Raw genomic sequence first — 24,954 nt, forward strand, 5'->3', positions numbered from 1 at the left:
GATGCACGCTTTCCTGATGTTGTACGACATGCTGGCGTGTGCCGGCGTCAGTTCAGGCAGGTACGGCGTCCGGCTCGGGCTGACGGACGACGCGCCCGGTGCTGGCGTCGGCAAGGGCCTGGCGCAATGCCTCAACGACCCTGACGATATCAACTGGCGTCATCTGCGCATAAAGCGGCAGGATGACGGTCTGCTGCTGCGCCGATATGCTTCGCGTCAGGCTGGTGGCGGCGCGATGAGAGCTTAGGCCGGAATAGGCTCCCTCCAGGTGAATGTTCATCACGCCGCGCCGCGTTGATATCCCCTGATCGAGCAGCGCTTGCATGACTGCGCGCTGGTCGATTTCGTCAGACAATCTCACGCAGAAGCTTTGCCAGTTGCTGCGAGCCCAGCCAGGCTCGGTCGGAATCGACAGGCCTGGGATCGTGGACAGCCCCTCGCAATACTGCAATGCAAGCCGCCTTCGCTCCGCAACCAGCTCCGGCAGCCGCCGTAGTTGCACCCGTCCGACCGCGGCCTGGAGGTCGGTCATACGGTAGTTGTAGCCCAGCTCATCATAATCCTCGAAGATCACCTGTTTGGAGCCGTGGCGGACAGCGTCGGTGACGCTCATGCCATGCTGGCGCCACAGCCGGAATTTTCTGTCATATTCCGGGTCCGCGGTCGTCAGCATGCCGCCATCACCCGTGGTGACGACCTTGCGGGGATGGAATGAGAAGCAGGCAATATCGCCATGCGGTTTGCCGATCTTTTCCCAACGCCCTTCCCACAGAATTTCGCTTCCCGTCGCACAGGCCGCATCCTCGATAACCGGTACCGAATGGCGTTTGCCGATCGCCACGATCGAACGGAGATCGCAGGGCATGCCGAGCTGATGCACGCACAGGATTGCCTTGGTGCGGGGCGTGATTGCCGCTTCGATCAAGCTCGGGTCCATATTGTAACCATCCGGCTCGATATCGACGAAGACGGGCACCGCATTACAGTATCGAACAGCATTCGCGGTTGCGATGAACGAGTGGCTGACGGTGATAACCTCATCGCCAGCGCTGACGCCCACCGCCATCAAGGCTAGATGAAGCGCGGTCGTGCAGTTGGAAACGGCACAAGCGTGCTCGGTGCCGACGAAGGCTGCGAATTCTTTCTCAAATGCCGCGACTTCCGGCCCCTGCGTCACCCATCCCGACAGGATGACACGGCGCGTGGCCTCAGCCTCTTCCTCTCCGAGGACGGGTTTGGCAACGGGGATTGTCGATAACAACGGGCTCATGCAGCCTGACCTCCTGCCGAAGCAGTCTTCGACTGCCACCACATGACAAGGTCACGAAGCCCCTGCTCCATCGAAATTTCCGCCTTGAAGCCCAGAAGCCTTTCGGCCTTGCTGATATCGGCAAGACGACGCGTGACGCCGTTGACGGCGCGCGCCTCTTTGTGTTGCGGCTCGAGTGAGGATCCCATGATGTTGCTCAGCATCCGCGCGAGTTCCAGCAGGCTTATTTCCCTGCCGCTCGCGACGTTGAACACCTCGTCCGTAACGTCGCTCTTTGCCGCCAGCATGTTTGCCCGCGCAATATCGCGTGCATCCACGAAGTCCATCGTCTGGCTGCCGTCCCCATAGACGAGCGGCGGCATTCCGGCCGCCAGGCGTTCCATCCAGCGGATCAGAACTTCCGTATAGGCACCGTAAACGTCCATTCGCGGTCCATAAACGTTGAAATAACGCAGCGCCACATAGCGCAGGCCGTACATTTCCGCGAAACTGCGCAATAGACCCTCGTTGAAGGTCTTGGCCGCGCCGTAGATCGTCCGGTTATTGTAGGGGTGATGCTGTTCGGTCGTCGGGAAGCTTTCAGCAAGCCCCAGCACGGAGGCAGAGGAGGCCGCGACGACCTTCGACACGCCTGCCTTGACCGCAGCTTCAAGGACATTGAACGTGCCCTCGGCCAGAACATCGAAGGCGAGCCGCGGTTCTTCCGCGCATTGCGTGATGCGGATCGCAGCCTGGTGGAAGACGATGTCGACGCCTTCGAAGGTTTTCGCCAGCAGTGCCCTGTCGCGGATATCGCCCTCGATGATGTTGACGGAGCCGCTTGATATTGCCGTGCTGAGATTGTCCCGGCGCCCACGCACGAAATTGTCGAGGACGATGATCTCGCGAGGTTTTTCCAATGCAACAAGATCGGCAATATGCGAACCGATCAGACCGGCACCACCGGTGATGAGCACTCGTTTGTTTCTCATGATCTTCCCTCACGCGACATGTTCGTCATCGGATCATTCTCCGAACGCCAACGGATGAATTTTGCCGGTACACCGGCGGCAACCGAGAACGGCTGGACGTCGGAAACGACGACTGCCCCCGCTCCAACGATCGCCCCCTTCCCGATGGTCACTCCGGGAAGAATGGTCGCATTTGTTCCGATGTCGGCCTCTGCACAGATGCGCACCGGCCTGATTTCAAGATCCGTGCGGATGATCGGCACATCCACCGGCAGTGCCGTGTGGGTCGAGCCAAGCACCTTGGCGCCCGGCCCCCACCCGACAGAATCCTCGATCACCAGGTCGCGCGCGTCGAAATAGGCCATTGGCCCGATCCAGACATTGTCGCCAATGACGCAGGTGCCGTCGTAGCGTCCCTGGATGTAGGCCTGAGCGCCGATGAACACGCCGCTGCCGATTTCGAATGTTTCCGGATGTTTGAAACCGGCGCCGCTGGCAACCTGCAGGCCTTCGCCGCAGTTCCGTGTGATAGCCTGCCAGATGGCTTTGCGCATCAGCGCGTCGACGAACCCGTCGCCCGTCGCGAAACGGCCGTAGAGTTCGATCAGACCGCCACGTCCATATGATTGCCTGAGCTCTTCGGCGAGCCCCGCCTGATAGGCTGGATCTGCCGGCTTCTGGCTACGGCCGTGAACGGCCTGCACGACGCGAGCCTCGCGTGGATTAACTGACATAGGCATACTCCAGCGCAGCCGCGACCTGATCGACGTGCTGCACGGGCATTTCAGGGTAGATCGGCAAGGAGAGGACCTCGCGTGCGGCGGCTTCCGAGACCGGGAAGTCGCCGACCTGGTAACCGAGGTCGGCATGGGCCTTCTGCAAATGAACGGGGATCGGATAGTGCAAACCAGACGGAATGCCCTCTGCTGTGAGCACACGTTGCAGGCCATCGCGATCGTGGCTTCTGATGGCGTAGACATGGTAGACATGCCGCCGCTCCGGCACTTCGACAGGCGTTCGCAAATGCGGCGATCCTGCAAGCAGGGAGGAGTAGCGGCGACCATGCGAACGACGGGCTTCGGTCCAGGCTTCGAGATGCCGGAGCTTGACGCGCAGAATGGCTCCCTGGATGGCGTCCATGCGATAGTTGAAGCCCTTCAGCAGATGGTGATAGCGCTGCTCCTGACCCCAATCCCGCAGCATGCGCATTGTCTTGGCCTGCTCATCGCTGTTCGTGACGGCGATCCCGCCCTCGCCGCAGGCGCCGAGGTTTTTGCCCGGATAGAAGCTGAAGCAGCCAGATGCGCCGATGCTGCCGGCGCGCGCGCCCTTATACCGGGCGCCATGTGCCTGGCAGGCGTCCTCGATGACCGGGATCTGGTGGTGATCAGCGACTTCCATGATGCCATCCATATCGGCCATCTGGCCGTAGAGATGGACGGGAATGATCGCCTTGGTCCGGGAGGTGATCTTCGCCTCGAGCTGAGCCGGATCCATGGTGAGCGTCATCGGCTCGACATCGACGAATACGGGTGTTGCGCCCGTGTAGCAGATCGCCGACACGGTCGCGACGAAGGTGAACGGCACGGTGATGACTTCATCGCCGGGACCGACGCCCGCCGCAAGCAGAGACAGGTGCAGGGCGCTCGTTCCGGTGTTGAGGGCAATTGCATGTTTGACGTTGCAATAGTCGGCGAATTCCTGCTCAAGCCGGATGACTTCCTCGCCCAGGATGTATTGCCCCGAGGCCAGCACGCCGAGCACTGCGGCATCGATTTCGCTCTTGATCGATTGATATTGTGCTTTGAGGTCCAGAAAGGGGATCATGCAATGCGCCTCGCCTCTTCGAGCTCGATGATACGACCGCGCTGGGCGAGCGACCGGCTCGCCGCTTCAAGGATGCGAACGACGCGCAGCCCGGCCTGGCCGTCTGCAATGGGGCGCGAATTCTGCTCGATGCACTCGACGAATTGATCCAGTTCGCGTTTCAATGCCTCGGTCATATCGAGCTTGGGCGCCCACATATCGCCGCTGCGGTAGCCGACCAGCATCTGATGCACCTTCTCGCCGTACGCATCGGAATTGGGGCACATGGTGATGCCCTTGTCATAGACCTTGATTTTTTCACTGGGCTCCAGATCGTCATAGACGATCATCTTGTTGCTGCAGCCGATCAGCGTGCGGCGGACCTTCACCGGGGCCAGCCAATTGACGTGAACGTGGGCGATAAGCTTGCTTTCGAAGAAGAGCGTCAGATAGGCGATGTTCTCCGGCTCGCCGAGCACATGGCTCATGCCCGTCGCTGAAACAGCCACCGGCCTTTCCTGCACGACATGGTCCAGGATAGAGAGATCATGCACGGCGAGGTCCCAGATGACGCTGACATCATGCTGGAAGAGCCCAAGATTGACCCGAACCGAGTCGTAATAATACATGTCGCCGAGGCCGCTTTCGACCAGTTCACGCATCTTTCGGACGGCGCCGGTATGGACGAAGGTATGATCCACGGCCAGCACGAGGCGGCGGCGCGCGGCTTCCTCGACCATCCGTGCGGCTTCGTCCGTCGTCGATGCCATAGGCTTTTCGACGAAGACATGCTTTCCGGCCATCATTGCCTGCATTGCAAGCTTGAAATGCGTCGAGACCGGCGTCGCAATGGCGATTGCATCCACTCTCGGATCGGCCAGAACTTCCTCGAATTTATCGGTGATCGTTATTGCGGGATACCGGCTCTTAACAGCCGCCAACCGTTCGACATTGAGATCACAGACTGAAACGAGGTGGGCGCCGGCCGCTTCCGAGATGTTACGAACCAGATTCGGACCCCAATACCCATATCCGACGACAGCGATACCGATCATTCGATTTCTCCCAACGCAAACATGTCGACCGGTCCGTCATTGACGCGGCCGATCACCCGAGCCGGAACGCCCGCGACGATGGCGCCCTCAGGCACGTCCTTTGTTACAACCGCTCCGGCGCCAACCTGCGCGGCCTCTCCGATGGTCACACCTGGCAGAATGGTGGCGTTGCTGCCGATCGACGCGTGGCGCTTGACCAGCGTCGGGATGAGGACCCAGTCGGCCTCCGTCTGCAGGCTGCCATCCGGATTAATGGCGCGCGGGTAGGTGTCGTTCGTAAACATGACCCCGTGGCCGATGAAGACGCCGTCTTCCAGTGTCACGCCCTCACAGAGGAAGGAATGGCTGGAGATCTTGCAGTCTTTTCCGACCACGACGTTCTTCTGAATCTCGACGAAGGTGCCGATGCGCGTCCTTGCGCCGATCGTGCAGCCATACAGATTCACGAGTTCTCGATGGTAGATGACGCTGCCGTCACCCAGCTTGACATTTGATGCAATCATCCCTGCAAACCCCTACTACTCCCAACAGGGCCCGATTTTTCAGTTGAACAAACAATCGGGCGATTGCGTCCAAGGTTTCAAACCAACAGGACAACTATTTCTCTGCACTCCAAAGAGAATTGTTTTCTTCGCCCGAGTAAAGAAACAAAACGTTTAAGCTTATTCACCTAAAGGCGTACCTACTTATGACGACTTACACCCTGGTTCACGTCCTCCACCAGCATTGGTGGCAAGCTCACACCTTCCGCACCCATTGCCGGGCCTACGCCGGAGACAGTGATTGTTTCCATACATTTAGTGGCTCGTCGCAAAACTGACATGTAACAACAGAGACTATCTTGCAGGAATCCCAGTAAGACCTAAGTCTACACTCAGGCTTATCTTCCCGTTTTCATCCCGTTATAGAAGTTGTGCTGTACTTAGCCTATATTAGCTACTGTAACGTTCCGCGAATTGTGGTATTCGATTCCTACTTTAGAGTTTCCTAAGCCCCCGTATTGAGAGGGGTCGGTACTCGGGTCGTAGTGAAGCGTAACGTGTTAGAGGGAGGGTGAAGCTGTGAATTCAGCACTTATACCGAATTTGGACCTCAGGCAGGAGAACGTAGCTCTTCCCCTTAAGTTAGAAAATAACGAGCACGCACCTGCAAAGTCGGCAAGGCAAACTCATTCGCTTGTTATTCTCGACAATCGTGAGCTCGATCGCCAATGCCTGGCGCAATGCATGGCTGCGCAAAAGGCGGATTTGCAGATCCTGGCCTTTGGATCCATTGAGGAGTGGAAGCAGAAGCGCGACGAATACGCTCCGCTTTCGGCGATCCTTTTGAACGTCGGCGGCAAAAAGGTCGATGAACCGGCCGTTTCGGAGCAAATCCGGAAGCTTTCGTCGGAATTCGCTGCCACACCCCTTATCGTATTGGCTGATAGCGACGATTTCGGCCAAATCGTCAGGGCTCTTGAGTATGGTGCCAAAGGGTTCATACCCGCCTCAGTCAGCGTCAGCGTCTGCATGGAGCTAATCGCGCTGTCGGTGGCAGGAGGAATATTTGTGCCTGCAAGCGCCCTGTTCGCCATGCGTCACCTGCTCGACTCGAGCAACTCGACCGCCCACCCGCTCGCCGGCATATTCACGGATCGTCAGGCAGAAGTGGTGGAGGCGCTCCGACGCGGAAAGGCGAACAAGATCATCGCCTATGAGCTCAATCTCCGAGAAAGCACGGTGAAGGTGCATGTTCGCAATATCATGAAAAAGGTCAAAGCGACGAACAGAACGGAAGTCGTGTTCAAGCTCAACGATCTTTTTCAGAATAATCTTTCGGGCGGGTTAGCAGCACACTGACGGATGCCAATGCGGTCAGCCGATCAGATCCTGCTCCGCATCGCGAGCACATTCTCTCTTAAAACATCTCGGTGGATGCACGGAAATACGCCGAGTCGATGATCTAAAGCGTGCCGCGATCTTTCGGATTCGCGTGTCACGCTTCAGGTCTTTGTTTTCCGCAATTGCATTTTCCCCACAGCTAATTGCCGGTGCCCACAGGATGCTTGGAAAGCGCCGTTCGAATCCTGCGCAACCGCGCTTTCTGCGAATGAGGGATAAGACCCCGCGCAAGATGCCAGAGATATCGGAACTCCGGCAGAGGCGGCACATTTGGCCTCAAGCCATTCAGGCGCAGTTTGATCATCAGGCCGTCGATGCACGAATAGAGTCGCAGGCGCCAGCCAGCACCAGGTTTGAACTGTGGAGGTGCCACTTTCTCGCCACCGCTTGCGCTAAGCGGAGCATGACGAAGAATATTTGCAAGATCTGGCTGCCGGCACCGTTCAAGAATCTCGGCGAACCATCCAAACCACTCGGTGTCGGTTCGGTCGAAAAGCTGATGAATGCTTTTTCGATCCCGGCCATGCCTTCCCAAGGCGACCCCATCGGCTGCGCGAGCGAGCTGCGCGATGACGAGGCGCGCGCGCCTGAATTCGTCATGGGACAGAGATGGATAGAAATCTTGCAGCTTCCGCGCCCGTTCAAACTGGCCTCTGCAAATCAAAGCAAGAAGGAAGTAGGCCCATTCGACCGGATCCGGATCGAGCGCCCCATATTCGATGATGGTCACCTTGACCAGATCCACCAGAAGATCACAGGCGCGGTCGGCGTCGCCCTCCTGTAATGCGCAGATGGCAAGGCGGAATTTCGCTTCGGGCAAGTAGGATACGTAGTCGAGACAGCTGAGGTAGCGGTGCTTGGCCTCCTCCACCCTGCCCTGCTGGAGAAGCAGGTCTCCCTGCTTCAGCAAGGTGCGATCGCATGCTTCCCCGACGATATGGACGCTCTCTTGCTTTGAGATACGCCTGACCTTTGTAAGATCGCCGAAGGGGCCGGACTGGATGATCCTTTCGCCGAACTGCAGGCTCTTGTTCAGCGTGAACCACTGATATACTTGCGGCCTGTGGCTCAACGTATGACGCGAATGGATCAGGCTGAAACCGGCTGTCGTGATACGTCTTAGTTCGTCAGGATGGGCAAAAAGATAGTCCAGTCGCTCGACTACATTGCTGCCGTCAACAAAGACACAGTTCTGCATGTCGACAAAGCCGGCCGCCTCCACGGCTGCCGTGCGTTCTGTCACGAGACAGGCCTTTGCCCCGGGGATCTCAAAATGCTTGCGCACGACCTCGCCGCCCATAGTGCCGCATGTGGGGACGACGAAGCTCGCGTTCAGCGCGCGCGCATAGGCTTCTCCAGATAGGAGCTGGGCGGCCAGCTTGCTCTCATAGGCGTGTTGCGGCGAGACTAGGCAGGGGTAACGGTCGCGGATCGTCGGAAAGACCATCTGTCGCCAGGGATAAAGACCATAGGCCTGACCCGTGAGCGTGACCGGGATGACCTTTTGCTGCCCATAGTCGCGGTAGACTTCGGGATCGATGAAATTTGGCCAGACGAACAGATTCTCCCTCATTGCCGGCATATATTCCGGCGCCATGGTTGCGATCGCGAAATAGGTCTCGATGCCCCAGTGCTCCATATCGGAAAGAAAGCCGGCGCGTCGGTCGCACCACGCATCGGCGTTATGAAGACCGAGCTTCGGAACGGCGAGATGGGTATTGGTGTTTGTGATTTTTATCCGACGTGAGCCATGCGACCGGTAACCGCTTTCAAACAACGTCAGATCCGGTTCGTACCTGTCGCATATCTCTGCATAATCGCAGTCGCGATTAACGACGAAGACATCGAAATGTGTTGCAAGACATTTGACCTGCTGCTGCATGTGCAGCAGCAGGTAACTGGCCGCGTTCGCGTTGGGCTGATGGTCCCATTGAAAAAAAACGAGCCGCGGCTTTCGATGATCGACTTTGCTGTTCATGTCCCTATCGAATGGCTTCAGGAGCATTGAGTTCGACGCCCGGTGACGCCAGATGCGGATAAGCCTCTTGCCAGGAGTGGGCGCTGAGTTTGTTCGTTACTCCGCCAGAAAGCTTCCACTCGAAATAAGCGATCGTCCTCTCAAGCCCCTCGCGAAGGTTCACCTTCGGTTGCCAGCCCAGTTGTTGCGTCGCGCGGCTGATGTCGGGCTTGCGTTGTGTCGGATCGTCAATCGGCAGAGCCTTGTAGACGATGCCGGACTTCGATCCGGTCATTTCGATCACCATTTCTGCCAATTCACGGACCTGGAATTCTCCGGGATTGCCGAGATTGATCGGGCCCGTAACCCCAGCGGGGGCGGCCATCAAACGGATGAAGCCGTCGATCAGGTCGTCCACGTAGCAGAACGACCGAGTTTGCCTGCCGTCGCCGAAGATGGTGATCGGCTCGTTGCGAAGCGCCTGAACGATAAAATTGGAGACGACGCGGCCGTCATTCGTCTGCATCCGGGGACCGTAGGTATTGAAGATCCGCGCCACCCGGATTTCCACGCCATATTGACGATGATAGTCGAAAAACAGCGTCTCGGCACACCGCTTGCCTTCATCATAGCATGCCCGCGGGCCGATGGGACTGACGCTGCCGCGATACTCCTCGGGCTGCGGGTGAACCGCCGGGTCGCCGTAGACCTCGCTCGTCGATGCCTGGAAGATCTTCGCTTTGGTGCGTTTGGCCAGGCCGAGCATATTGATCGCCCCGTGCACATTGGTCTTTACGGTCTGCACGGGATCGTGCTGGTAGTGGACCGGAGATGCCGGGCAGGCAAGGTTGTAGATCTCGTCGACCTCCACATAAAGCGGGAAGGTGATGTCGTGGCGGAGTATCTCAAAACGAGGATCGTCAAGAAGGTGCAGTACGTTATCGCGCGAACCGGTGTAGAAATTGTCCACACAGAGGACGTCGTTGCCCTCTCGCAAAAGCCTTTCGCACAGGAATGATCCCAGAAATCCGGTGCCGCCGGTAACCATGATTCGCTTGTATCCGTGCATTGATGTGCTCCGTTGTTGATGTTTGCCCGCAAGGGTGAAAACCATCTCAGCAAGCTCCCTTGCCTTTCAGAACCGCAGGAATTGTGCTGAGAAGAATGTGCCAGTCGAACCACAGGGACCGATTGTCGATGTAGAACTCGTCGAGTTGCCGCTGCAGTTCGATATCCGCGTTGCTTCGTTCGGATATCTGCCAAAGCCCCGTTAGCCCAGGTGTTACCGAACGCCGCTTGACACGAAACTCGCTATCCATCGCCGAGAGGTGATACTCCGGGAAGGGGCGCGGTCCCACGAAGGACATCTCTCCTGCAATGATGTTCACCAACTGCGGGAGTTCGTCGAAACTCGACGCGCGAAGGACATGCCCGATCACCGGCAGGATGCGCGGGTCCTGCCGAAGCTTGAAGTGGTTCGACCACTCGGCTTGCATGGCCGGATTGTCCCGGAACAAGGTTTCGAGGCGCTGTTCCGCATCTCTGTACATCGTTCTCAGTTTCAGGACGCGCACCGGCTTGCCAGACAAACCTTCCCTGGTGTGTCTGAAGAAGACGGGCCCCGGATCGATGGCATAGATCGCGGCGGCGGCAACCAGAATGCAGGGCATAAGCACCAGCGTCGCAGGGACGGCGATCACGAGATCGAGAACTCGACGAACCAGGTTCGTGCCTGCCGATCTCCCACCGACGGCCAAGCGAACACCGATCTCTCCGCTGACGTCTGCCGGTCGCAATCCGGTTATCTTGAGGTTCGGCGTGTCGGAGAGGAGGATGACTTCGGCGAACTGCCGACGCATCGTTGCCAACTCGGCGATAAATGAACCCGTATCGTCAGCGATCAGGGCAATCGACGGCCCGTTGTCGGGAAATACTTCCGAAGTATCGGGAGAAGAGACTTCCGGCCGAATGCCATAGTGCCAATGCTCGGAGAAATACGCCACAAGCGCAGGGATACGATTGCGGGCACCAATGATCACTGCCGGCTCACCCCAGATACCAAGCCTCCAGGACAGTCCTCGTGCGGCCCCCCGCATAACAGGTTGAACAACCAATCCGAGGCCAAGGAAGCCGATGATCGGAAGCAGCAGTCCTAACCCTTCCGGCAGAAGGATCGCACCAAGCGCTGCGATGACGGCCACCTTGAAGGACGCTGTCGTTCGGCGGCGCAGATGTTCGTGGTCGTGAAGCCGATATCCGGGATAGAGCGCGTTCGATGCATAAAGAACGATTGCTGCCAGTGCTGCGAGGGCGAAAGCGCGCTCCGGCACCATATTCTCCGAACCGTGCGGAAGAAACGGCAGCAGAACAAGATAGGCTATCAGATAGCTTGCGATGTCGCCGGCGACCAGAAATGACGAAGCAGCAAGCCGAGGCAACCTGCGCCTCAATGGAACAGGGATATTCAGCCCTGCCCGCTTGTTGAATTCGGCGGCCGGCGTGGGGCTTGCCACTGATGGGACGGAGTTTGCCGCCTTCCGCAGGTCGGACGTGATTGCTGACGACGCAAATAGGGACATGATCGCTTCACACCTTTGCGGCTGCTGTTTTTGGCGCGCTCGATCCAAAAACCTCGTCTTCGATCGGAAACTTCCGAAGCCCCAGTCTCTGGAATGCTGTCAGTGAGATGAAGGTCGGCACGACGAGCGCGTAGCGCCGCCACAGCCGTCGCGGTTCGCATAAAAGACGAAAGGCCCATTCAAAGCCGCTTCTTTGAATTATCCTCGGAGCCTGCCGCTTGAGGCCGGCGTGGAAATCGAATGCAGCTCCGACACCGATGAGCATCGAAGCTTCGAGACGGTCGCGCATGCGCGCCATCCAGAGTTCCTGCTTGGGACTGCTGAGGCCGACCCAAATAATATCCGCACCCGACCGGTTGAGCCGGTCTGCGATATCAGCCTCCTCTTGCAACGACAGCTTATGAAAAGGCGGTGCATAGGTGCCGGCGATCTGCGCCTGCGGGAATCTTGCGAGAAGGCGCGCCTGCAACTGCTCCAGCGTCTCGGCTGTTGCGCCATAGAGGAAATGGCGCAGACCTTTGGATATTCCGGCCTCGAAAACAGACAACATCAGGTCAGGTCCGTAGACCCTGTCGCTTTCCGAATGGCCAGCACGCTTCAACGCCCATACCAGTGGCATGCCGTCGGGGGTTACGAGGAACGCCCGGTTATGTATCGACCGCAGCTCTGGATCATCTTGACATCGCACGACACCGTGGGCGTCGCGAACGCACACATATTCCCTCCTGCCGTCTTCGATGCCCTTTTGAATAAAACCGGTCGCGCTTTTAAGATTAACTGCCGAAATGCGAACACCAAGGACATTAGTCCATCCCAAAGAGTCCTTTTGTTTAAGAACTGAAGCTTGGATTCTGTCTGCTGTTTGCTTTCTCATGACCTGCGCTTTCGCGATCTAAACTGTCATCAGAATATGCCGGCAGCGCGATTGTCTCCATACTTTCAATTCCAACTATTGGACGTAGAAGACACTTCATATTCCTACGCCTTCGGCCCAGATAAGTTACAATGTTCGAAGTAAGGCGACGTACCCCCAATGCCTGCCACGTTGCTCTTTTTGATGAGTGCGATCCCGAAAGAGCTGTTTGACCTTCACAAAGCCGCGGAAGATAGTCACCCTCGCGTCCAGGCTGGGGTGGTTTGCGCGAATAAAGCGGGGGGAAATGGCCAACCCAATAGGCGAGATGGCTGGCGAGCCTTCAGAGCTGCCCGAGAAAACCAATCAGCTGCAGAAAAACTTGAGTTCTATTGGGAATATCGCCATCAGAGGACACTGAACCCTGATCAGGTGGAACGCTTATGGCTGACTATCAAGCAATGCCGAAGTCGCGAGGTGGGTACTCGGGGCGGGCTCGGCGGCGGCGGGCCGAGCATGGTTTGGATGATAAGACACACCCACAAGGAGCGCGCACACGACGTGGTCGAGCAGTTTCAAGCTGCCATGGCTGAAAGCGCTATGGTCCGTCGCGCCGCCGGTTTCGTTACTCGGGGTGCGACGCCACGCTCCCGATGTCGATCCCGGCCTTCTGAAGATCGCCTAGACTGCCAAACTCTCCTGAAAGCATGATCTCCGGGTGTATCCTGAAGCTCTTGTCGTTCAGATTGCCGCTGTAGCGGTTGCGCGCAAACTGCACCGATCCGAGCTTGTGGTCCGGCACGTAAATGTATGCTGCAAGTCCATTGCCGCTCTCGACCGAGACGATATTGTCCTCAATGCGATTGGGGCCTGCCCAAGGGGGATGCCACCCCCAGCCCGTACCGTCATCGACGCGAAAGGCAGCGCCAGACCCGCCTGTGATGACGTTTCCTGTCACCAGGTTGCTCCAGCCGCCGTTTATGCCGATCGCCGATATGTTATCCGAAAGCGTATTTCCTTCAATGCGCACTCCACTGGCCTTGCCGTCGGTATAGATCGCCCAACTTATAGGAGAAGGCCATTCACTGGTATTTTCGTATCCGGGAGGCCAGAATGTCCCATCGACCCTGTTCATAAGCTGACCTGTTCCGGTGACGAGATTATAGCGAATGCTGCTGTTCAAAGGATCGGCCTGCTCACCCATCATCTTGATGGCGCCGCCATCTGCCGTTTGCTGATTGGCGTTGCGGACCACGTTGTGTTCGATGACCGCATCATGAACTGCGTCCTGAGGTCCCCATAGCGAGCCACCGGCAATACCGAACTGAGCCGCGTTTTCGATGAGATTGTGAGCGATCCTGACATTGTCGGCAGCCTGGAACCATATCCCGGCCGTTTCGAAATAGACCCTGCCGATGTCCTGGATGTGGTTCGACAGGATTGTCGCACCGTCCGATTTGAGGAAAGTGCCGTAGGTCGTGCCAACATAAATCCCGTTGCCGGCCACATCCGCAATCTCGTTGCCGGCAATCAAGACATCCTTGCTCTCGGAAACATGGATGCCGACGCCGACATTGTCGATGGAGTTGCCGAGCAGCCGGACGCCGTCCGCCCGCTCGATCCGTATGGCGCCAAAGCTCCTGGTGTCGGTACCGAACTTGCCGCTACCGCGCGGGTCCCCTTCCCGGAACTGAAGCCCTGATACAACCATCCGGTCGGCTCCATCCAGCCTGAAGAATGTCGGCAGGATACCGGCGACAGCCGTCGAGCTGATTGGCAATCCATCGGCTGGGAGGTAGACGAGTTGCTCCCCAGCGCGGTCATACCACCACTCGCCGGGAACATCGAGCAGGGCCGCCGCCCCGGCAAGGAAATAGCGGCTGCCTTCCGCGGTGAAGAAATAGGCAGTGCCTCTGGTGTTGATGGCCCGGTTGGCGGTATCGATTGAAACCACAGGGAGGGTGTCACTGCCCCATTGGCTGCCGGGGCGAAAACCACCGACAATGTGGGTGACAAGCCCCGCTGTATTTTTGGAGATCGGAAGATCGCCGGCATGGAAACAAAAACGCGTGTTGCCATGCCATATGTCGTCGTCCTCAGCGCACTTGGCCGCAAAAAGCCATCCTTTGCGCGGGTCTCCATCGAGCGGAGCATTGGGAAAGCGGGCCTGCGTCTGGAGCGCCCCGTTGACGAAAAGGTCGCCCAACTCCCTGCCTGGAGGCAGCTTCAGCGACGCCGTCCATCGGCCATCGGCCTGTGCCGTCCAATTGCGTATAAGCGGGCCACCGTGCAGAACCGGCGCTTCGTTGCACCTTGCAGCGATGACCAGGCCCGCGTCGCGGGCGTCGAAGACTATCGGTTCAGCGAGATAATAGTCCCCCTTGCCTATTGCGATCGTGTTTTCGCGGCCCTTCTCACGCGCAGCGTCCCGAGCTCGCTCGATGCTGGCAAAAGGACCATCGGTACGCTGAGGATTGGCTTTGGGAAGACGCCCACTCCAACTGTCTTTGCCATCGGGAGAAACATAGAATACCGCCCGGGGCGCGGATGTGCCCGTCAGTACTTTGCTCAGAGAAGTCCCCTTCAGCCTGTCCGAAAAGGTCGCCGGCGACGCTTCCGCGCAAGTCGCTTCCCTGAGCGCTGCCTGCAGCCTGTCGGGCGCATCTGCGTCCGGACTCACTGCGGCCAGGTTGCTCGGCTGCGGAAAGAGCGAAGCAAGCAGAAAGCTCAAGATCGGTGCGAAGCGCAGCCTGATCAAATCTGCAGCTCCGCCGTTGTGCTGCCTGCCGAGGCCCGCAGTTGCTGGCCGGGAGCCGTCGAAACAACGGGCTCATATAGAGAGAACATGATGATGCCCGACATAAACAGAACGAAAATCGCATCATTCTGGATCAGGAAGATCGTTTCGGTCAGATTCATCACCAAAATCACGACTGTAAAGACATTCAACCAGAGCCAGCCATAATGCGGATCGCGGCATTGGAGGACCGCCCCTTGGCGCAAGGCCTGCAAAAGCATCAGAGCGAACAAGATCATTCCGCTTATTCCGAAGTTCAGCAGCGTGTCGCGGAATCCGTTATGGGCGTGGGGAGCCATCCATTGGATCCTCGACCAGATAATCCAGGCCTCGGGGTTCGCCTCTGTCCAAAAGGCCTGGTAGCCGAAGCCGAGCAGCAGGTGATCGGCGATCTGACCATCGACCAGCTCCCATAAGGGCACTCGGCCCGTCAAAGTGGCATCCTTGCCAAGCGCCTCCAGGAATGGAACCAGGAATTCGTGAAGCAAAAGGAGGAGCCCAACGAACATTTGAACAAAAAACAGGACGAAGACGATGCGGCTGATGCCACCGATCCGCCGCAACAGGGAATAGAACCCGATCAAGCAATAGGCCGATGCCGTCGCAATGATCGCGGTCATCGATCCGGAGGCCACGAGACAGGCCCCGCCCGCGATCAAGAAAAGCAAGGCGGTTCGCCGTAAACCCCGGTTACCGTCAATTAAAACGGCCGTCGACACCAGTATCATCATGGCAGCGTACCAACCGAGACTGTTCTTGTGGATGAATATGCCACGCACGGACCCGTCCATTGGCATGCGAGCGAGACTCGGCGACGCCACGAAGACCAGAAGGCTGAGGACGATGCATGTTCCGAAGGTGGCAAATGCCAGGAGAAGCAACTGCCGTGGTGTGAAGCGTATTGCCAGCACGTAAGCCAGAAGCACTGTAAAGAGCAGGCCGATGGCGCGCCTGAATGTCGTTGATGGGCCCACCGACCAGAAGACGGACACAAACGGCATGGCGACCATCAAGGGGACAAACCAATTTCGCTTGAGCGCCGTTAGAAACAGCGGAAAATTCCTTACCAGCATCAAGAACGTAAAGCCGTATACGGGCAGGCAAAGCAGACGCAATATAGACCTGGCATGATCGCCAAGGGCTCCGTCGGCGTCCGCCAGCATGAGCGGGAAAAGGGCGCCTGTTTGAAGAAAAAGGCAAAAGCCTGCGCCCCAGCACTCTATCGCTCGCCAACTGACGGTCGGCCCATTCGCGGCTCTAAGCATATAGGCTCTCATTATCGGTCCCGATTTGACTGGACAGATGAGAGGCTGTTGGTCGCGGCAATTTGGAAAGACATGGGTCCCCTTTCACAGCTGCGCTGCTTACCAACGAACATCCCGCCACCTCCCTAGTCAACCGACGCAAACGAAGGCGGAGCTAAGCCTAACGCGCGTACCCACCGTCCAAGGACGTTGTTTGGGTTAAGCTCACGGTCTACGCCTCCCCCAAAAGTTGGTGCCTGGGCAAACGGCATTGCCCATAAGAGCAGATGTCACCCGTGACCAATCGCCGGTAGCTTGACGATGAAAACGAACCGCGAAGCACGCCGCGCTAAGCCGCAGTCGGTGGTGAAGTGAGGCAATAATTTCTGGCGCAGCCGGCAGTTGGCAGGTGACGCTCGGAAGGGTTGGGATTTTTATGGTTCTGCGTCATGGTCCTGGTTTCGTATGCATTATAACGGAAGCGTCACGCGTTGTGGTGGTGACCCTACGAGCTCAGGGCGCAAGCCTGATCGCGCGGAATGATGCCTGTCCGCCTCCCATCCCTTTCCATGAAATCGCGTTGCCAAACGAACGAGCGTCCGCAACTCCGGCGTACCGATGTGTCGCGCAGCAACGCGCTTGAGAGGGGGTGTCATGGAGCGGCCGACGATCAGCGTCCTCATCAACAACTACAACTACGGTTGCTTCCTTCCTCGGGCGATCGACAGCGCCCTGCGCCAAAAGGCGTCTAATGCCGAAATCATCGTCGTCGATGACGGCTCGAGCGATCAGTCGCGCTCGGTTCTGGAAGGATATGAAAACCGGGTGAAGGTGCTCTTCCAGGAGAACCGGGGACAGGCCGCCGCCATCAATGCCGCTGTGAAGGCAAGCAGTGGCGAAATCCTCTGTTTTCTCGATGCCGATGACTGGTGGGCGCCGGGCAAGCTGTCGGCAACAGCCGCTGCTTTCCAGTCGAATCCTCATGCATCGCTTGTTTATCACCGACTGCAGCCGACGCAGATCGATGGCTCAATAGCCTTCAAGCCAATTCCTCGGACCTTGTGTTCGGGAGATTTGTCGTCACGGCTTGCGAGATCGGCCGGCTGGTGGCCCTTCCCACTGACATCAGCCATCGCTGTAAGACGTAGCGCGTGGGATGCGGCAGGAGATATTCCCGAACAGTTCCACATTTCCGCCGACGCCTGGCTCGCGGGCCTCTACCCATTTCTGGGGAACGTTGTCGCCTTGTCGGATTCACTCGGATTCTACCGAATTCACAACAATAACTGGTATCGGTCAGTCGATGACGCCGCCATGCTGCGAAAGCGCATGGCCCATTGGCGGACTGTCGTCGAAGTGACGAACCAGTTTCTTTCCGCCCACGATTTAGCGGGAAGGTTGCGTCTGACCGATCACTTTCCGTACCGGGTTGCCTCCGTCAGGCTGGAGGGCGCAGATACACGCACCCGGTTCAGACTTGCTGTTGAAGGGCTTTTTTTCGCCGGAGAACCAAACTTGCTGAGGCGTATGCGTGAGGCATTGCGGACAGCCCGCGACCTTCCTCGACGCGGTCAGGCTGTTGGCTTGTCGGAGTCGGCACGATGAAGGCGCTGATGCTGGTTTCCGAACTCGAAGACTACACCATCTCCTTCGCCAACGGTGTTGCGCAACACCTGCAGGTCGTGCTCGCAGTTCCGCATCGGCGCTATGCCAACCTTGCCTCCGCCTTCGATCCGGCTGTCGATCTGCACCTTTTGGACTGGCCACGGCACCGCTCACTCTCCAACCCCTGGTTCCTGCACCAACTCACGCGTCTCATCCGGACCGAGCGGCCGAACATCATTCACCTTCTGAGCAATTCCACACTCTGGTTGAACTTTGCTGCGCCATTCTGGCGCCCGATCCCTCTGGTGACGACCGTCCACGATGTTGACGTGCATCCCGGCGATTCCGACACCCGCACGCTGCCCGCCTGGGCTCCGCAACTGATGGTGCGGCAATCAGGTCATGTGGTCGTTCATGGTGAGGGGCTGAAACGAATGGTTCTCGAGCGATATTCAAAATCGCCTGATCGCGTCCATGTCCTGTCGCATCCGGCCATTCATCGCTACGCGGAGCTCGCTCGACAGCACAAGCTGACGCGGCGCCACGCAGATGGAACCTTGCGCGTCCTGCTTTTCGGGCGGATATTTGCTTACAAGGGATTGGAGCATCTGGTCCGCGCCGAGGCGATGCTGAAGGACCAGCTCCCCAATCTGCGCATCACGGTCGCCGGCCGCGGCGATGATCCCTGGATCTTCCAGCCCCTAATGGGCGAAGCCGGCCGCTATGATATTCGCAACCGCTTTATCGAGGATATGGAGGTCGCCCAGCTTTTTCTGGATGCCGATATCGTTGTTCTTCCCTACACGGAAGCCTCGCAAAGCGGTGTCCTCAACCTTGCCGCGGCATTTGGCAAACCGGTCATCGTGACCGACGTCGGCGAATTACGCGACACCGTTCTACCAAACGGACTGGGAATGGTGGTTCGGCCAGGGGACGTCGAACAGCTCGCCAGTGCCATCCGGACACTGGCGGAAAACAACGAATTGAGAAGCAGCTTAGGGACCAGCGCGCTCGCCTGGGCCACAGGTCCGAATTCGCCTGAGCAGGTCGGCGCAAAGGCTGCGGCCGTTTATCGTGAGGTGGTCGGAGCATGCGGATGACGGCGCTCACGGAGGGGAATCGGATAGCAGTGCGGAATGCAGCAACGGTCCGCCACTATGTCCCGGGTGGTTGCGAGAACGGCGGCGGAATCGGCAGGCTGGTCGGGTATATATCGAGCACCGCCAGGGAGGCGGGCGAAACGCACCTTGTCACAGATACCAGAGGGCGTCGCTGGTCCCTGGTTACGTCGCCGATGCGCCTGCTCGGCGCCATCTTGATGATGGCCAAGGATCAGATAATTGCTCCGGCACGCATTCACCATATTCATGTCGCGGGTCGCGGCAGCACCGCAAGAAAACTGATCCTCACCGAGGCTGCCCGCCTCCTCGGGTGCTCTCACATATTGCACCTGCACGATTACGACTATGCGAGTGACTTTGCCGCGCGCTCGCCACGTCAACAGATGCTCATACGCCGGATGTTTCAACATGCCGACCAGGTGGTAGCACTGGGTCAGCGCGACCGCATGACGCTGACGACGCTTCTCGGCGTGGACGAGCGCCGCGTGGCCGTCATCCGCAATTGTGTTCCCGACCCCGGGGCGCGCAGTGTTCACGTCGGCAAGATGCCGTTGATCGTCTTTCTCGGCCGATTGAGCGAACGCAAAGGCGTTGGGGAGCTTCTGCTTGCCTTAAGTCATCCGATTATGAAGGAGCTCCAGTGGCGGGCCGTGCTGGCCGGCGACGGACCCGTGGAAGACTACCGACGCCAGGCCGCAGCCCTGGGCCTTTCAAATCTGGTGAAAATGCCGGGCTGGCTCGGCGCCGACGAGGCGCAAGCCTTGTGTGCACGGGCAGATATCCTGGTTCTGCCTTCGCATGCCGAGGGCTTGGCAATGGCTGTGGTCGAAGGGCTCGCCCACGGGCTTGCGGTCGTTACCACGCGCGTCGGTGCGCATGGCGAAGTCATCTCCGACGGTGAAACGGGCGTCTTCGTGCCTGTCGGAGACAAGGATGCCCTGGCTGCGGCGCTGGCGAAACTCGTCAGCGATCCGGAAATCCGCAACCGCCTCTCGGCCAAGGCCCGGGCTCATTATCTCAGCCAGTTCAGTATGAGGGCCTACATGCGATCGCTGGAAAAACTCTACGACGCCGTCTCCGCGCAACCTCAAACGTCGGTTGGTGAACGATGACCATTTCAACTATCCCGCCAGACCGCAACACCTCGCTCTCGTCGATGCGCTACGACCCCCGGTTTCAGGTGGAAACCAGTTCGGACGACTTCGATCTGACATCGGGCTTGCGTCTTATCCGGCGAAGGATGGTGATGATCGTGGCTATCATCACGCTGATGATGGCGATTGCCGCTATCATGGTTTCCGGGTTGAAGCCGAGTTTTCATGCCGAGTCCCGGCTGATTATCCACACGCCTCTGGCGACGAAGCTCGGCCCTGAAGATTCCGGCCGCAACGATCCGCTGGACGCCACATCGGAGACCGAACGACTTCTTTCCAGAAGCATTGCAGAGCGGGTCATCCGCGACCTGAGGCTCGATGAGTGGCCGGAATTCAATCCGGCGCTGCAAGAGACCTCGCTTATCGACAGGATGCGAGCAATGTTGCGCGGTCTGGTCGACAGAGAAAAACCATCCTCGCCGGTACGAGACAGCATCGAGCCAATCATCCCGAATTACTACAAGGCATTGCGCGTATGGCGCGATGGCCAGGGTGACGTTATTCAGATCGGCTTCGATGCGAGCGACCCCCAACTGGCAGCCTCGGTCCCGAACCGGCTCATCAGCATCTATCTCGAAGAGCGGAAGGACAGTCTGCGTGGGCGCCTGGACGCGGCAGAAGAATGGGTTCTGCAGCGCATCGCCGAACAGAAAGACCGTGCTGCGGCGGCACGCGACGCCGCCGACGCGTATCAGAAAACTATGGACGTCGTCTCAAATGACGACGATCAGGTCGAACAGATCAAGTCGATAATGGAGCTGGGCGAGCGACAAACAAAAATCGAACAAGGCCGCGCTGAAGCGAGAGCAACGATATCTGCAATGGAAGCGGCTGACGACCTCTCGCTCGCCCTGCAGAATATGGTTATTCCCGACAGCATTGGCGCAATGCAACGGGAGCTTCGTGCGCAGGAGCAAGATCTCGAGCGCCTTCTCGAGACCTATGGCAACACGGCCGAAGCCGTGGTCGATATGCGCGCGAAGATCCTTAAATCCCGCACCGATCTCAGCCTTGCGGCCGATCGATATCTTCAATCAGTCCGCGCCAGGCTTGCGGCGCTCGATCATGAAGATGACGCGGTCCGGTCGGCCTTGGCGGTTGCTCATGAGAAACGCGCTCGCTCGGCCCTGGCGCAGACGGAACTGGCGCGACTCCAGCGAATGGCTGACAAGGAGCAAACCGCTCTTGATAAGCTCGACGAGCAGCGCCGCGGCTTGGCTGCGCAAGCCATGCTGCCGGGAGCGGAACTGGAAGTTTTGTCACCGGCAGCAGTGCCGCTGGCACCGCAGGGACGCGGACGGCTTTTCTATCTGGTCGGCGCCCTCCTGGCCTCGATATCGATCGCGGTGACGGCCGCTTTTGTGGTCGAGATGCTGGATAACTCGGTCCGCAGCTTCGATCAGATGGCCGGAATGCCTCGCATAGTGCCAGCCGGATTCATCCCACGCCTGAAACGGAGAGACCGGGGGGGGCCATCCATGCTCTTCGGGGACATTCAAGACGGGATGTTTGACGAAGCAATTCGCTCCGTCATAACTTCGCTCAAACAGTCCAACGGTGGAAAGCTGCCTCACAGTATCGTCGTGACGTCAGCTCACAGTGGAGAGGGCAAGTCGCTCGTCGCCAGATCACTGGCAATCGATCTCGCCGCCAACGGCATTCCGGTGCTGCTCGTTGATGGCGACCTCAGACACGGAAATCTCGACTCGTTTTTCAGGTCCGAGCTACAGCAGGGGTTGAATGAATTCCTGTGTGGACAGGCTGGAATCCGGGACATTATCGATCACCATCCGAGCGGCATCGACTTCATTCCGGCCGGCAATGCCACTCTCCATCGGCGCGCCCGCGTGACTGATGCGGCTGACATCGTCTCGATCGCCGCCTCACTGGGCCAAGTCGTCATCTTCGACAGCGCTCCTGTGCTCGCCTCGGCTGATACAATGCATCTGACGGCCTTGGCAGAACGAACGCTCGTGGTCGTTAAATGGGGTAAGACGAGCCGTCGAGCCGTCGAATTCTGCTTGCATCAGCTGAAGACCGCACGCAACGCGGAGCTTTGCGTCGCCATAAACAACGTCAATCCGAAACAACACGCCAGGTACAACTTCAGCGATTCAGAACTGTTTGTGAAGTCCTTGCGGAAATACCACGAATTCACATGAACAACGGCAGCATCACGCCTGGTTCAGCGAAGCAAATACGGAGGGCTGTCGTGAAGAATAAAAACAAGGTTGCGCTTATTACGGGTATAACAGGTCAGGACGGTGCGTATCTGGCCGAGCTTCTCTTGGGGAAGGGCTATATTGTTCACGGCCTCAAGCGACGCTCTTCGTCCTTCAACACCAGCCGCATCGAGCATCTATACGAGGATCCGCACGTCGAGAATCCTCGGTTCATCTTGCATTTCGGGGACATGACCGATTCAACGAATCTCATCCGTGTGATTCAGGAAACGCAGCCGGACGAGATCTATAACCTCGCGGCACAGAGCCACGTTCAAGTCTCCTTCGAGACGCCAGAATATACGGCCAACGCGGATGGAACCGGCACACTTCGACTACTTGAAGCAATTCGCCTCCTGGGACTGACCAGGAAGACGCGCTTCTATCAAGCGTCCACCTCAGAGCTCTACGGCAAAGTTCAGGAAGTCCCGCAAAGCGAAACGACGCCTTTCTACCCTCGATCGCCCTACGCCGCGGCCAAGCTCTACGCCTATTGGATCGTGGTCAATTATCGCGAGGCCTATGGCATGCACGCCTCGAACGGCATCTTGTTCAATCATGAAAGTCCGATCCGCGGCGAGACCTTCGTGACGCGTAAAATCACCCGGGCGGCGGCTGCGATCCATCTTGGACTGCAGGAAAGGCTCTATCTCGGCAATCTGGATGCCAAGCGCGACTGGGGGCATGCGCGCGAATATGTACGCGGGATGTGGCTGATGCTGCAGCAGGACGAACCGGAGGACTATGTCCTTGCGACCGGTGAAACGCACTCGGTCCGTGCCTTTGTCGACAAGGCCTTTGCCAAGGTGGGCATGCCGATTGATTGGCGTGGGACCGGAGTTGAGGAAAAGGGGTATGACAAGTCATCGGGTCGGTGTGTGGTGGAGATTGATCCGGCTTATTTCCGCCCGACTGAAGTTGACCTTCTTATCGGTGATCCAACGAAGGCGCATACGAAGCTTGGCTGGAAACATGAGACCAGTCTTGATCAGCTGGTTACGGAGATGGTCCGCGAGGACCTGAAAGTCATGGCACGAAATGTTCCGACGGTAAGTGTAACCAAAGGTTTTGCCTATGCCTAAGGTGATCTACAGCCTTGCCGGAAAAAGGGTCTATGTCGCGGGGCACCGCGGCATGGTTGGCTCTGCGATCGTGCGCCGTCTTGTTTCCGAGGACTGCGAGATTCTAACCGCCACCCGCGCCGAGGTCGACCTCAGACGGCAGGAGCAGGTAGAGGCCTGGATGAGCAAGAATCGTCCCGACGCTGTCTTCATGGCTGCTGCGCGGGTCGGCGGTATTCTCGCGAACGCTCACTATCCAGCCGATTTCCTTTACGACAACCTGATTCTTGAAGCGAACGTCATCCACGCAGCCCATAGAGCTCAGGTCGAGAAACTGATGTTTCTCGGCTCATCTTGCATCTATCCGAAGTTCGCCGATCAGCCGATCGTCGAGGATTCACTTCTGACGGGATCGCTTGAACCAACGAACGAGTGGTATGCGATCGCCAAAATTGCCGGATTAAAGCTCTGCCTTGCCTATCGCAAACAACACGGCAGGGATTTCATCTCGGCCATGCCTACCAATCTTTATGAACGACAATTTTGACCTCGGATCAAGCCATGTCATGCCGGCACTCATACGCAAGGCGCATGACGCCAAGGTCAACCAGCAGCAAGAGATGTGCATCTGGGGCACTGGCGCACCGCGCCGCGAATTTCTTCATGTTGACGATTGCGCCGACGCCTGCCTCCATCTCATGAAGACCTATTCCGCCGAAAGTCATGTGAACGTAGGTTCTGGCGAAGACATTACCATCCTCGAACTGACACGCCTCGTCTCGGAGGTCGTTGGCTTCGAAGGCAAGATCACGCACGACCTCGCCAAACCAGATGGCACGCCACGTAAACTCCTGAGCGTCGACAAGCTTCGCACTCTCGGCTGGTCTCCGAAGATCGGTCTGAAGGAGGGCATCGCCGACGCCTACCGCTCCTTCCTTGATGGGCATTATCTCGAACGCAGCAACACGAGTTTATCCGGCGACGTGATCGCTCAAAGCGACGTCAGTTGTGAGAGAGCTAAGGCTTCGGCGCTGCACTAACAGGTTTTTGTCTCCGACAGCGCCCATGCTCTCACGGTACGGTGATGCAACCCGTCGCCCCTGATGAATACAGCACGCTCCTGTTTTCCATCTGATGCACTCCGTTATCGCGCAACGACTGCTGACGTCTGCGCGGCAGCTTTGAGCCCCTCGGCACCGGAGCCCCTTTGCGCCAACGCAAAAAGCCCGGCTCGAGAGCCGGGCTTTCCTGATCGACCAAAGTCAGACCAGATTAGAACGAACGCTGCAGGCGGAAGTAGCCCGAGGTAGAGTCGTCAGCGTCTTCCGGATCGAGGTACTGAACCGAAGCCTTGGCGTAGAAGTTGTCGACGATCTGGTAATCAACCGTCAGACCAA

At 58.1% G+C, this 24,954-nt stretch carries 18 protein-coding genes and 2 pseudogenes; 7 read left to right on the forward strand and 13 right to left on the reverse strand.

Annotated elements, in window-relative coordinates; genetic code table 11:
- Nucleotides 1-52: 52 nt before the first annotated feature.
- From HJC04_RS24545 to HJC04_RS24570, 6 genes are read right to left on the reverse strand one after another with little or no spacing between them, the layout of a single operon-like run.
- Complete coding sequence (locus tag HJC04_RS24545) at nt 53-1,270, reverse strand: DegT/DnrJ/EryC1/StrS aminotransferase family protein (protein WP_221147329.1); 1,218 nt, start codon at nt 1,268-1,270, stop codon at nt 53-55.
- Nucleotides 1,267-2,241, reverse strand: a complete 975-nt coding sequence (locus tag HJC04_RS24550; protein WP_221147330.1) for an NAD-dependent epimerase/dehydratase family protein — start codon at nt 2,239-2,241, stop codon at nt 1,267-1,269. The genes HJC04_RS24545 and HJC04_RS24550 overlap by 4 nt, the downstream gene beginning before the upstream one ends.
- Complete coding sequence (locus HJC04_RS24555) at nt 2,238-2,954, reverse strand: DapH/DapD/GlmU-related protein (RefSeq protein WP_221147331.1); 717 nt, start codon at nt 2,952-2,954, stop codon at nt 2,238-2,240. Before HJC04_RS24555 ends, HJC04_RS24550 begins: the two co-directional genes overlap by 4 nt.
- Nucleotides 2,944-4,047, reverse strand: coding sequence for a DegT/DnrJ/EryC1/StrS aminotransferase family protein (locus tag HJC04_RS24560; protein WP_221147332.1), 1,104 nt, complete (start codon nt 4,045-4,047; stop codon nt 2,944-2,946). Before HJC04_RS24560 ends, HJC04_RS24555 begins: the two co-directional genes overlap by 11 nt.
- Nucleotides 4,044-5,081, reverse strand: coding sequence for a Gfo/Idh/MocA family protein (locus HJC04_RS24565; RefSeq protein ID WP_210628506.1), 1,038 nt, complete (start codon nt 5,079-5,081; stop codon nt 4,044-4,046). The genes HJC04_RS24560 and HJC04_RS24565 overlap by 4 nt, the downstream gene beginning before the upstream one ends.
- Complete coding sequence (locus HJC04_RS24570; protein WP_221147333.1) at nt 5,078-5,584, reverse strand: acyltransferase; 507 nt, start codon at nt 5,582-5,584, stop codon at nt 5,078-5,080. Before HJC04_RS24570 ends, HJC04_RS24565 begins: the two co-directional genes overlap by 4 nt.
- Before the next feature lie 558 nt (nt 5,585-6,142).
- On the opposite strand from HJC04_RS24570, the gene HJC04_RS24575 reads away from it, so the two are divergent.
- Nucleotides 6,143-6,922, forward strand: a complete 780-nt coding sequence (locus HJC04_RS24575; protein ID WP_210628508.1) for a response regulator transcription factor — start codon at nt 6,143-6,145, stop codon at nt 6,920-6,922.
- Nucleotides 6,923-7,103: 181 nt separating this feature from the next.
- On the opposite strand, the gene HJC04_RS24580 is transcribed toward HJC04_RS24575, so the two are convergent.
- The 6 genes from HJC04_RS24580 to HJC04_RS24605 form a co-directional block, all read right to left on the reverse strand.
- Nucleotides 7,104-8,942: a glycosyltransferase gene (locus tag HJC04_RS24580; protein ID WP_221147334.1), complete on the reverse strand. Its 1,839-nt coding sequence runs from the start codon at nt 8,940-8,942 to the stop codon at nt 7,104-7,106.
- A 4-nt stretch (nt 8,943-8,946) separates the two neighbouring features.
- Complete coding sequence (locus tag HJC04_RS24585; protein WP_210631661.1) at nt 8,947-9,990, reverse strand: UDP-glucuronic acid decarboxylase family protein; 1,044 nt, start codon at nt 9,988-9,990, stop codon at nt 8,947-8,949.
- 46 nt (nt 9,991-10,036) lie between these two features.
- A complete protein-coding gene (locus HJC04_RS24590) occupies nt 10,037-11,500 on the reverse strand; it encodes a sugar transferase (RefSeq protein WP_221147340.1) in 1,464 nt (487 codons plus the stop codon).
- A 7-nt stretch (nt 11,501-11,507) separates the two neighbouring features.
- A complete protein-coding gene (locus HJC04_RS24595; RefSeq protein ID WP_210628510.1) occupies nt 11,508-12,374 on the reverse strand; it encodes a WecB/TagA/CpsF family glycosyltransferase in 867 nt (288 codons plus the stop codon).
- Nucleotides 12,375-12,978: 604 nt separating this feature from the next.
- Nucleotides 12,979-15,108 (reverse strand): right-handed parallel beta-helix repeat-containing protein, encoded by a 2,130-nt coding sequence (locus HJC04_RS24600; RefSeq protein ID WP_221147341.1) that lies wholly within the window; start codon nt 15,106-15,108, stop codon nt 12,979-12,981.
- Nucleotides 15,108-16,427 (reverse strand): O-antigen ligase, encoded by a 1,320-nt coding sequence (locus tag HJC04_RS24605; RefSeq protein ID WP_221147335.1) that lies wholly within the window; start codon nt 16,425-16,427, stop codon nt 15,108-15,110. Before HJC04_RS24605 ends, HJC04_RS24600 begins: the two co-directional genes overlap by 1 nt.
- Before the next feature lie 621 nt (nt 16,428-17,048).
- On the opposite strand from HJC04_RS24605, the gene HJC04_RS24610 reads away from it, so the two are divergent.
- From HJC04_RS24610 to HJC04_RS32275, 6 genes and pseudogenes are all read left to right on the forward strand, one after another.
- Complete coding sequence (locus tag HJC04_RS24610) at nt 17,049-17,999, forward strand: glycosyltransferase (protein WP_210628512.1); 951 nt, start codon at nt 17,049-17,051, stop codon at nt 17,997-17,999.
- A complete protein-coding gene (locus HJC04_RS24615) occupies nt 17,996-19,099 on the forward strand; it encodes a glycosyltransferase family 4 protein (RefSeq protein WP_210628513.1) in 1,104 nt (367 codons plus the stop codon). Before HJC04_RS24610 ends, HJC04_RS24615 begins: the two co-directional genes overlap by 4 nt.
- A complete protein-coding gene (locus tag HJC04_RS24620) occupies nt 19,090-20,232 on the forward strand; it encodes a glycosyltransferase family 4 protein (RefSeq protein ID WP_221147336.1) in 1,143 nt (380 codons plus the stop codon). Before HJC04_RS24615 ends, HJC04_RS24620 begins: the two co-directional genes overlap by 10 nt.
- Complete coding sequence (locus tag HJC04_RS24625; RefSeq protein WP_221147337.1) at nt 20,229-22,436, forward strand: polysaccharide biosynthesis tyrosine autokinase; 2,208 nt, start codon at nt 20,229-20,231, stop codon at nt 22,434-22,436. The genes HJC04_RS24620 and HJC04_RS24625 overlap by 4 nt, the downstream gene beginning before the upstream one ends.
- 50 nt (nt 22,437-22,486) lie before the next feature.
- On the forward strand, nt 22,487-23,578 hold the full coding sequence (gene gmd / locus HJC04_RS24630; protein WP_221147338.1) for a GDP-mannose 4,6-dehydratase: 1,092 nt from the start codon (nt 22,487-22,489) through the stop codon (nt 23,576-23,578).
- 52 nt (nt 23,579-23,630) lie between these two features.
- Nucleotides 23,631-24,234 (forward strand): annotated as a pseudogene (locus HJC04_RS32275) (NAD-dependent epimerase/dehydratase family protein); the annotation flags it as partial.
- A 595-nt stretch (nt 24,235-24,829) separates the two neighbouring features.
- Here the strand turns inward: HJC04_RS32275 and HJC04_RS24640 are convergent.
- Nucleotides 24,830-24,954 (reverse strand): annotated as a pseudogene (locus HJC04_RS24640) (porin); the annotation flags it as partial.

It is taken from the genome of Rhizobium sp. NLR8a, from assembly GCF_019685235.1.
Taxonomy (GTDB): domain Bacteria; phylum Pseudomonadota; class Alphaproteobacteria; order Rhizobiales; family Rhizobiaceae; genus Rhizobium.

What these genes read in the sequence shown, in the direction of transcription:
- HJC04_RS24615 (WP_210628513.1), top strand. Translation starts at nt 17,996, where the DNA reads ATGAAGGCGCTGATGCTGGTTTCCGAACTCGAAGACTACACCATCTCC.
- HJC04_RS24560 (WP_221147332.1), bottom strand. Translation starts at nt 4,047, where the DNA reads ATGATCCCCTTTCTGGACCTCAAAGCACAATATCAATCGATCAAGAGC.
- HJC04_RS24590 (WP_221147340.1), bottom strand. Translation starts at nt 11,500, where the DNA reads ATGTCCCTATTTGCGTCGTCAGCAATCACGTCCGACCTGCGGAAGGCG.
- HJC04_RS24605 (WP_221147335.1), bottom strand. Translation starts at nt 16,427, where the DNA reads ATGAGAGCCTATATGCTTAGAGCCGCGAATGGGCCGACCGTCAGTTGG.
- HJC04_RS24585 (WP_210631661.1), bottom strand. Translation starts at nt 9,990, where the DNA reads ATGCACGGATACAAGCGAATCATGGTTACCGGCGGCACCGGATTTCTG.
- HJC04_RS24570 (WP_221147333.1), bottom strand. Translation starts at nt 5,584, where the DNA reads ATGATTGCATCAAATGTCAAGCTGGGTGACGGCAGCGTCATCTACCAT.
- HJC04_RS24620 (WP_221147336.1), top strand. Translation starts at nt 19,090, where the DNA reads ATGCGGATGACGGCGCTCACGGAGGGGAATCGGATAGCAGTGCGGAAT.
- HJC04_RS24580 (WP_221147334.1), bottom strand. Translation starts at nt 8,942, where the DNA reads ATGAACAGCAAAGTCGATCATCGAAAGCCGCGGCTCGTTTTTTTTCAA.
- HJC04_RS24545 (WP_221147329.1), bottom strand. Translation starts at nt 1,270, where the DNA reads ATGAGCCCGTTGTTATCGACAATCCCCGTTGCCAAACCCGTCCTCGGA.
- HJC04_RS24595 (WP_210628510.1), bottom strand. Translation starts at nt 12,374, where the DNA reads ATGAGAAAGCAAACAGCAGACAGAATCCAAGCTTCAGTTCTTAAACAA.
- HJC04_RS24625 (WP_221147337.1), top strand. Translation starts at nt 20,229, where the DNA reads ATGACCATTTCAACTATCCCGCCAGACCGCAACACCTCGCTCTCGTCG.
- HJC04_RS24565 (WP_210628506.1), bottom strand. Translation starts at nt 5,081, where the DNA reads ATGATCGGTATCGCTGTCGTCGGATATGGGTATTGGGGTCCGAATCTG.
- HJC04_RS24610 (WP_210628512.1), top strand. Translation starts at nt 17,049, where the DNA reads ATGGAGCGGCCGACGATCAGCGTCCTCATCAACAACTACAACTACGGT.
- HJC04_RS24555 (WP_221147331.1), bottom strand. Translation starts at nt 2,954, where the DNA reads ATGTCAGTTAATCCACGCGAGGCTCGCGTCGTGCAGGCCGTTCACGGC.
- HJC04_RS24550 (WP_221147330.1), bottom strand. Translation starts at nt 2,241, where the DNA reads ATGAGAAACAAACGAGTGCTCATCACCGGTGGTGCCGGTCTGATCGGT.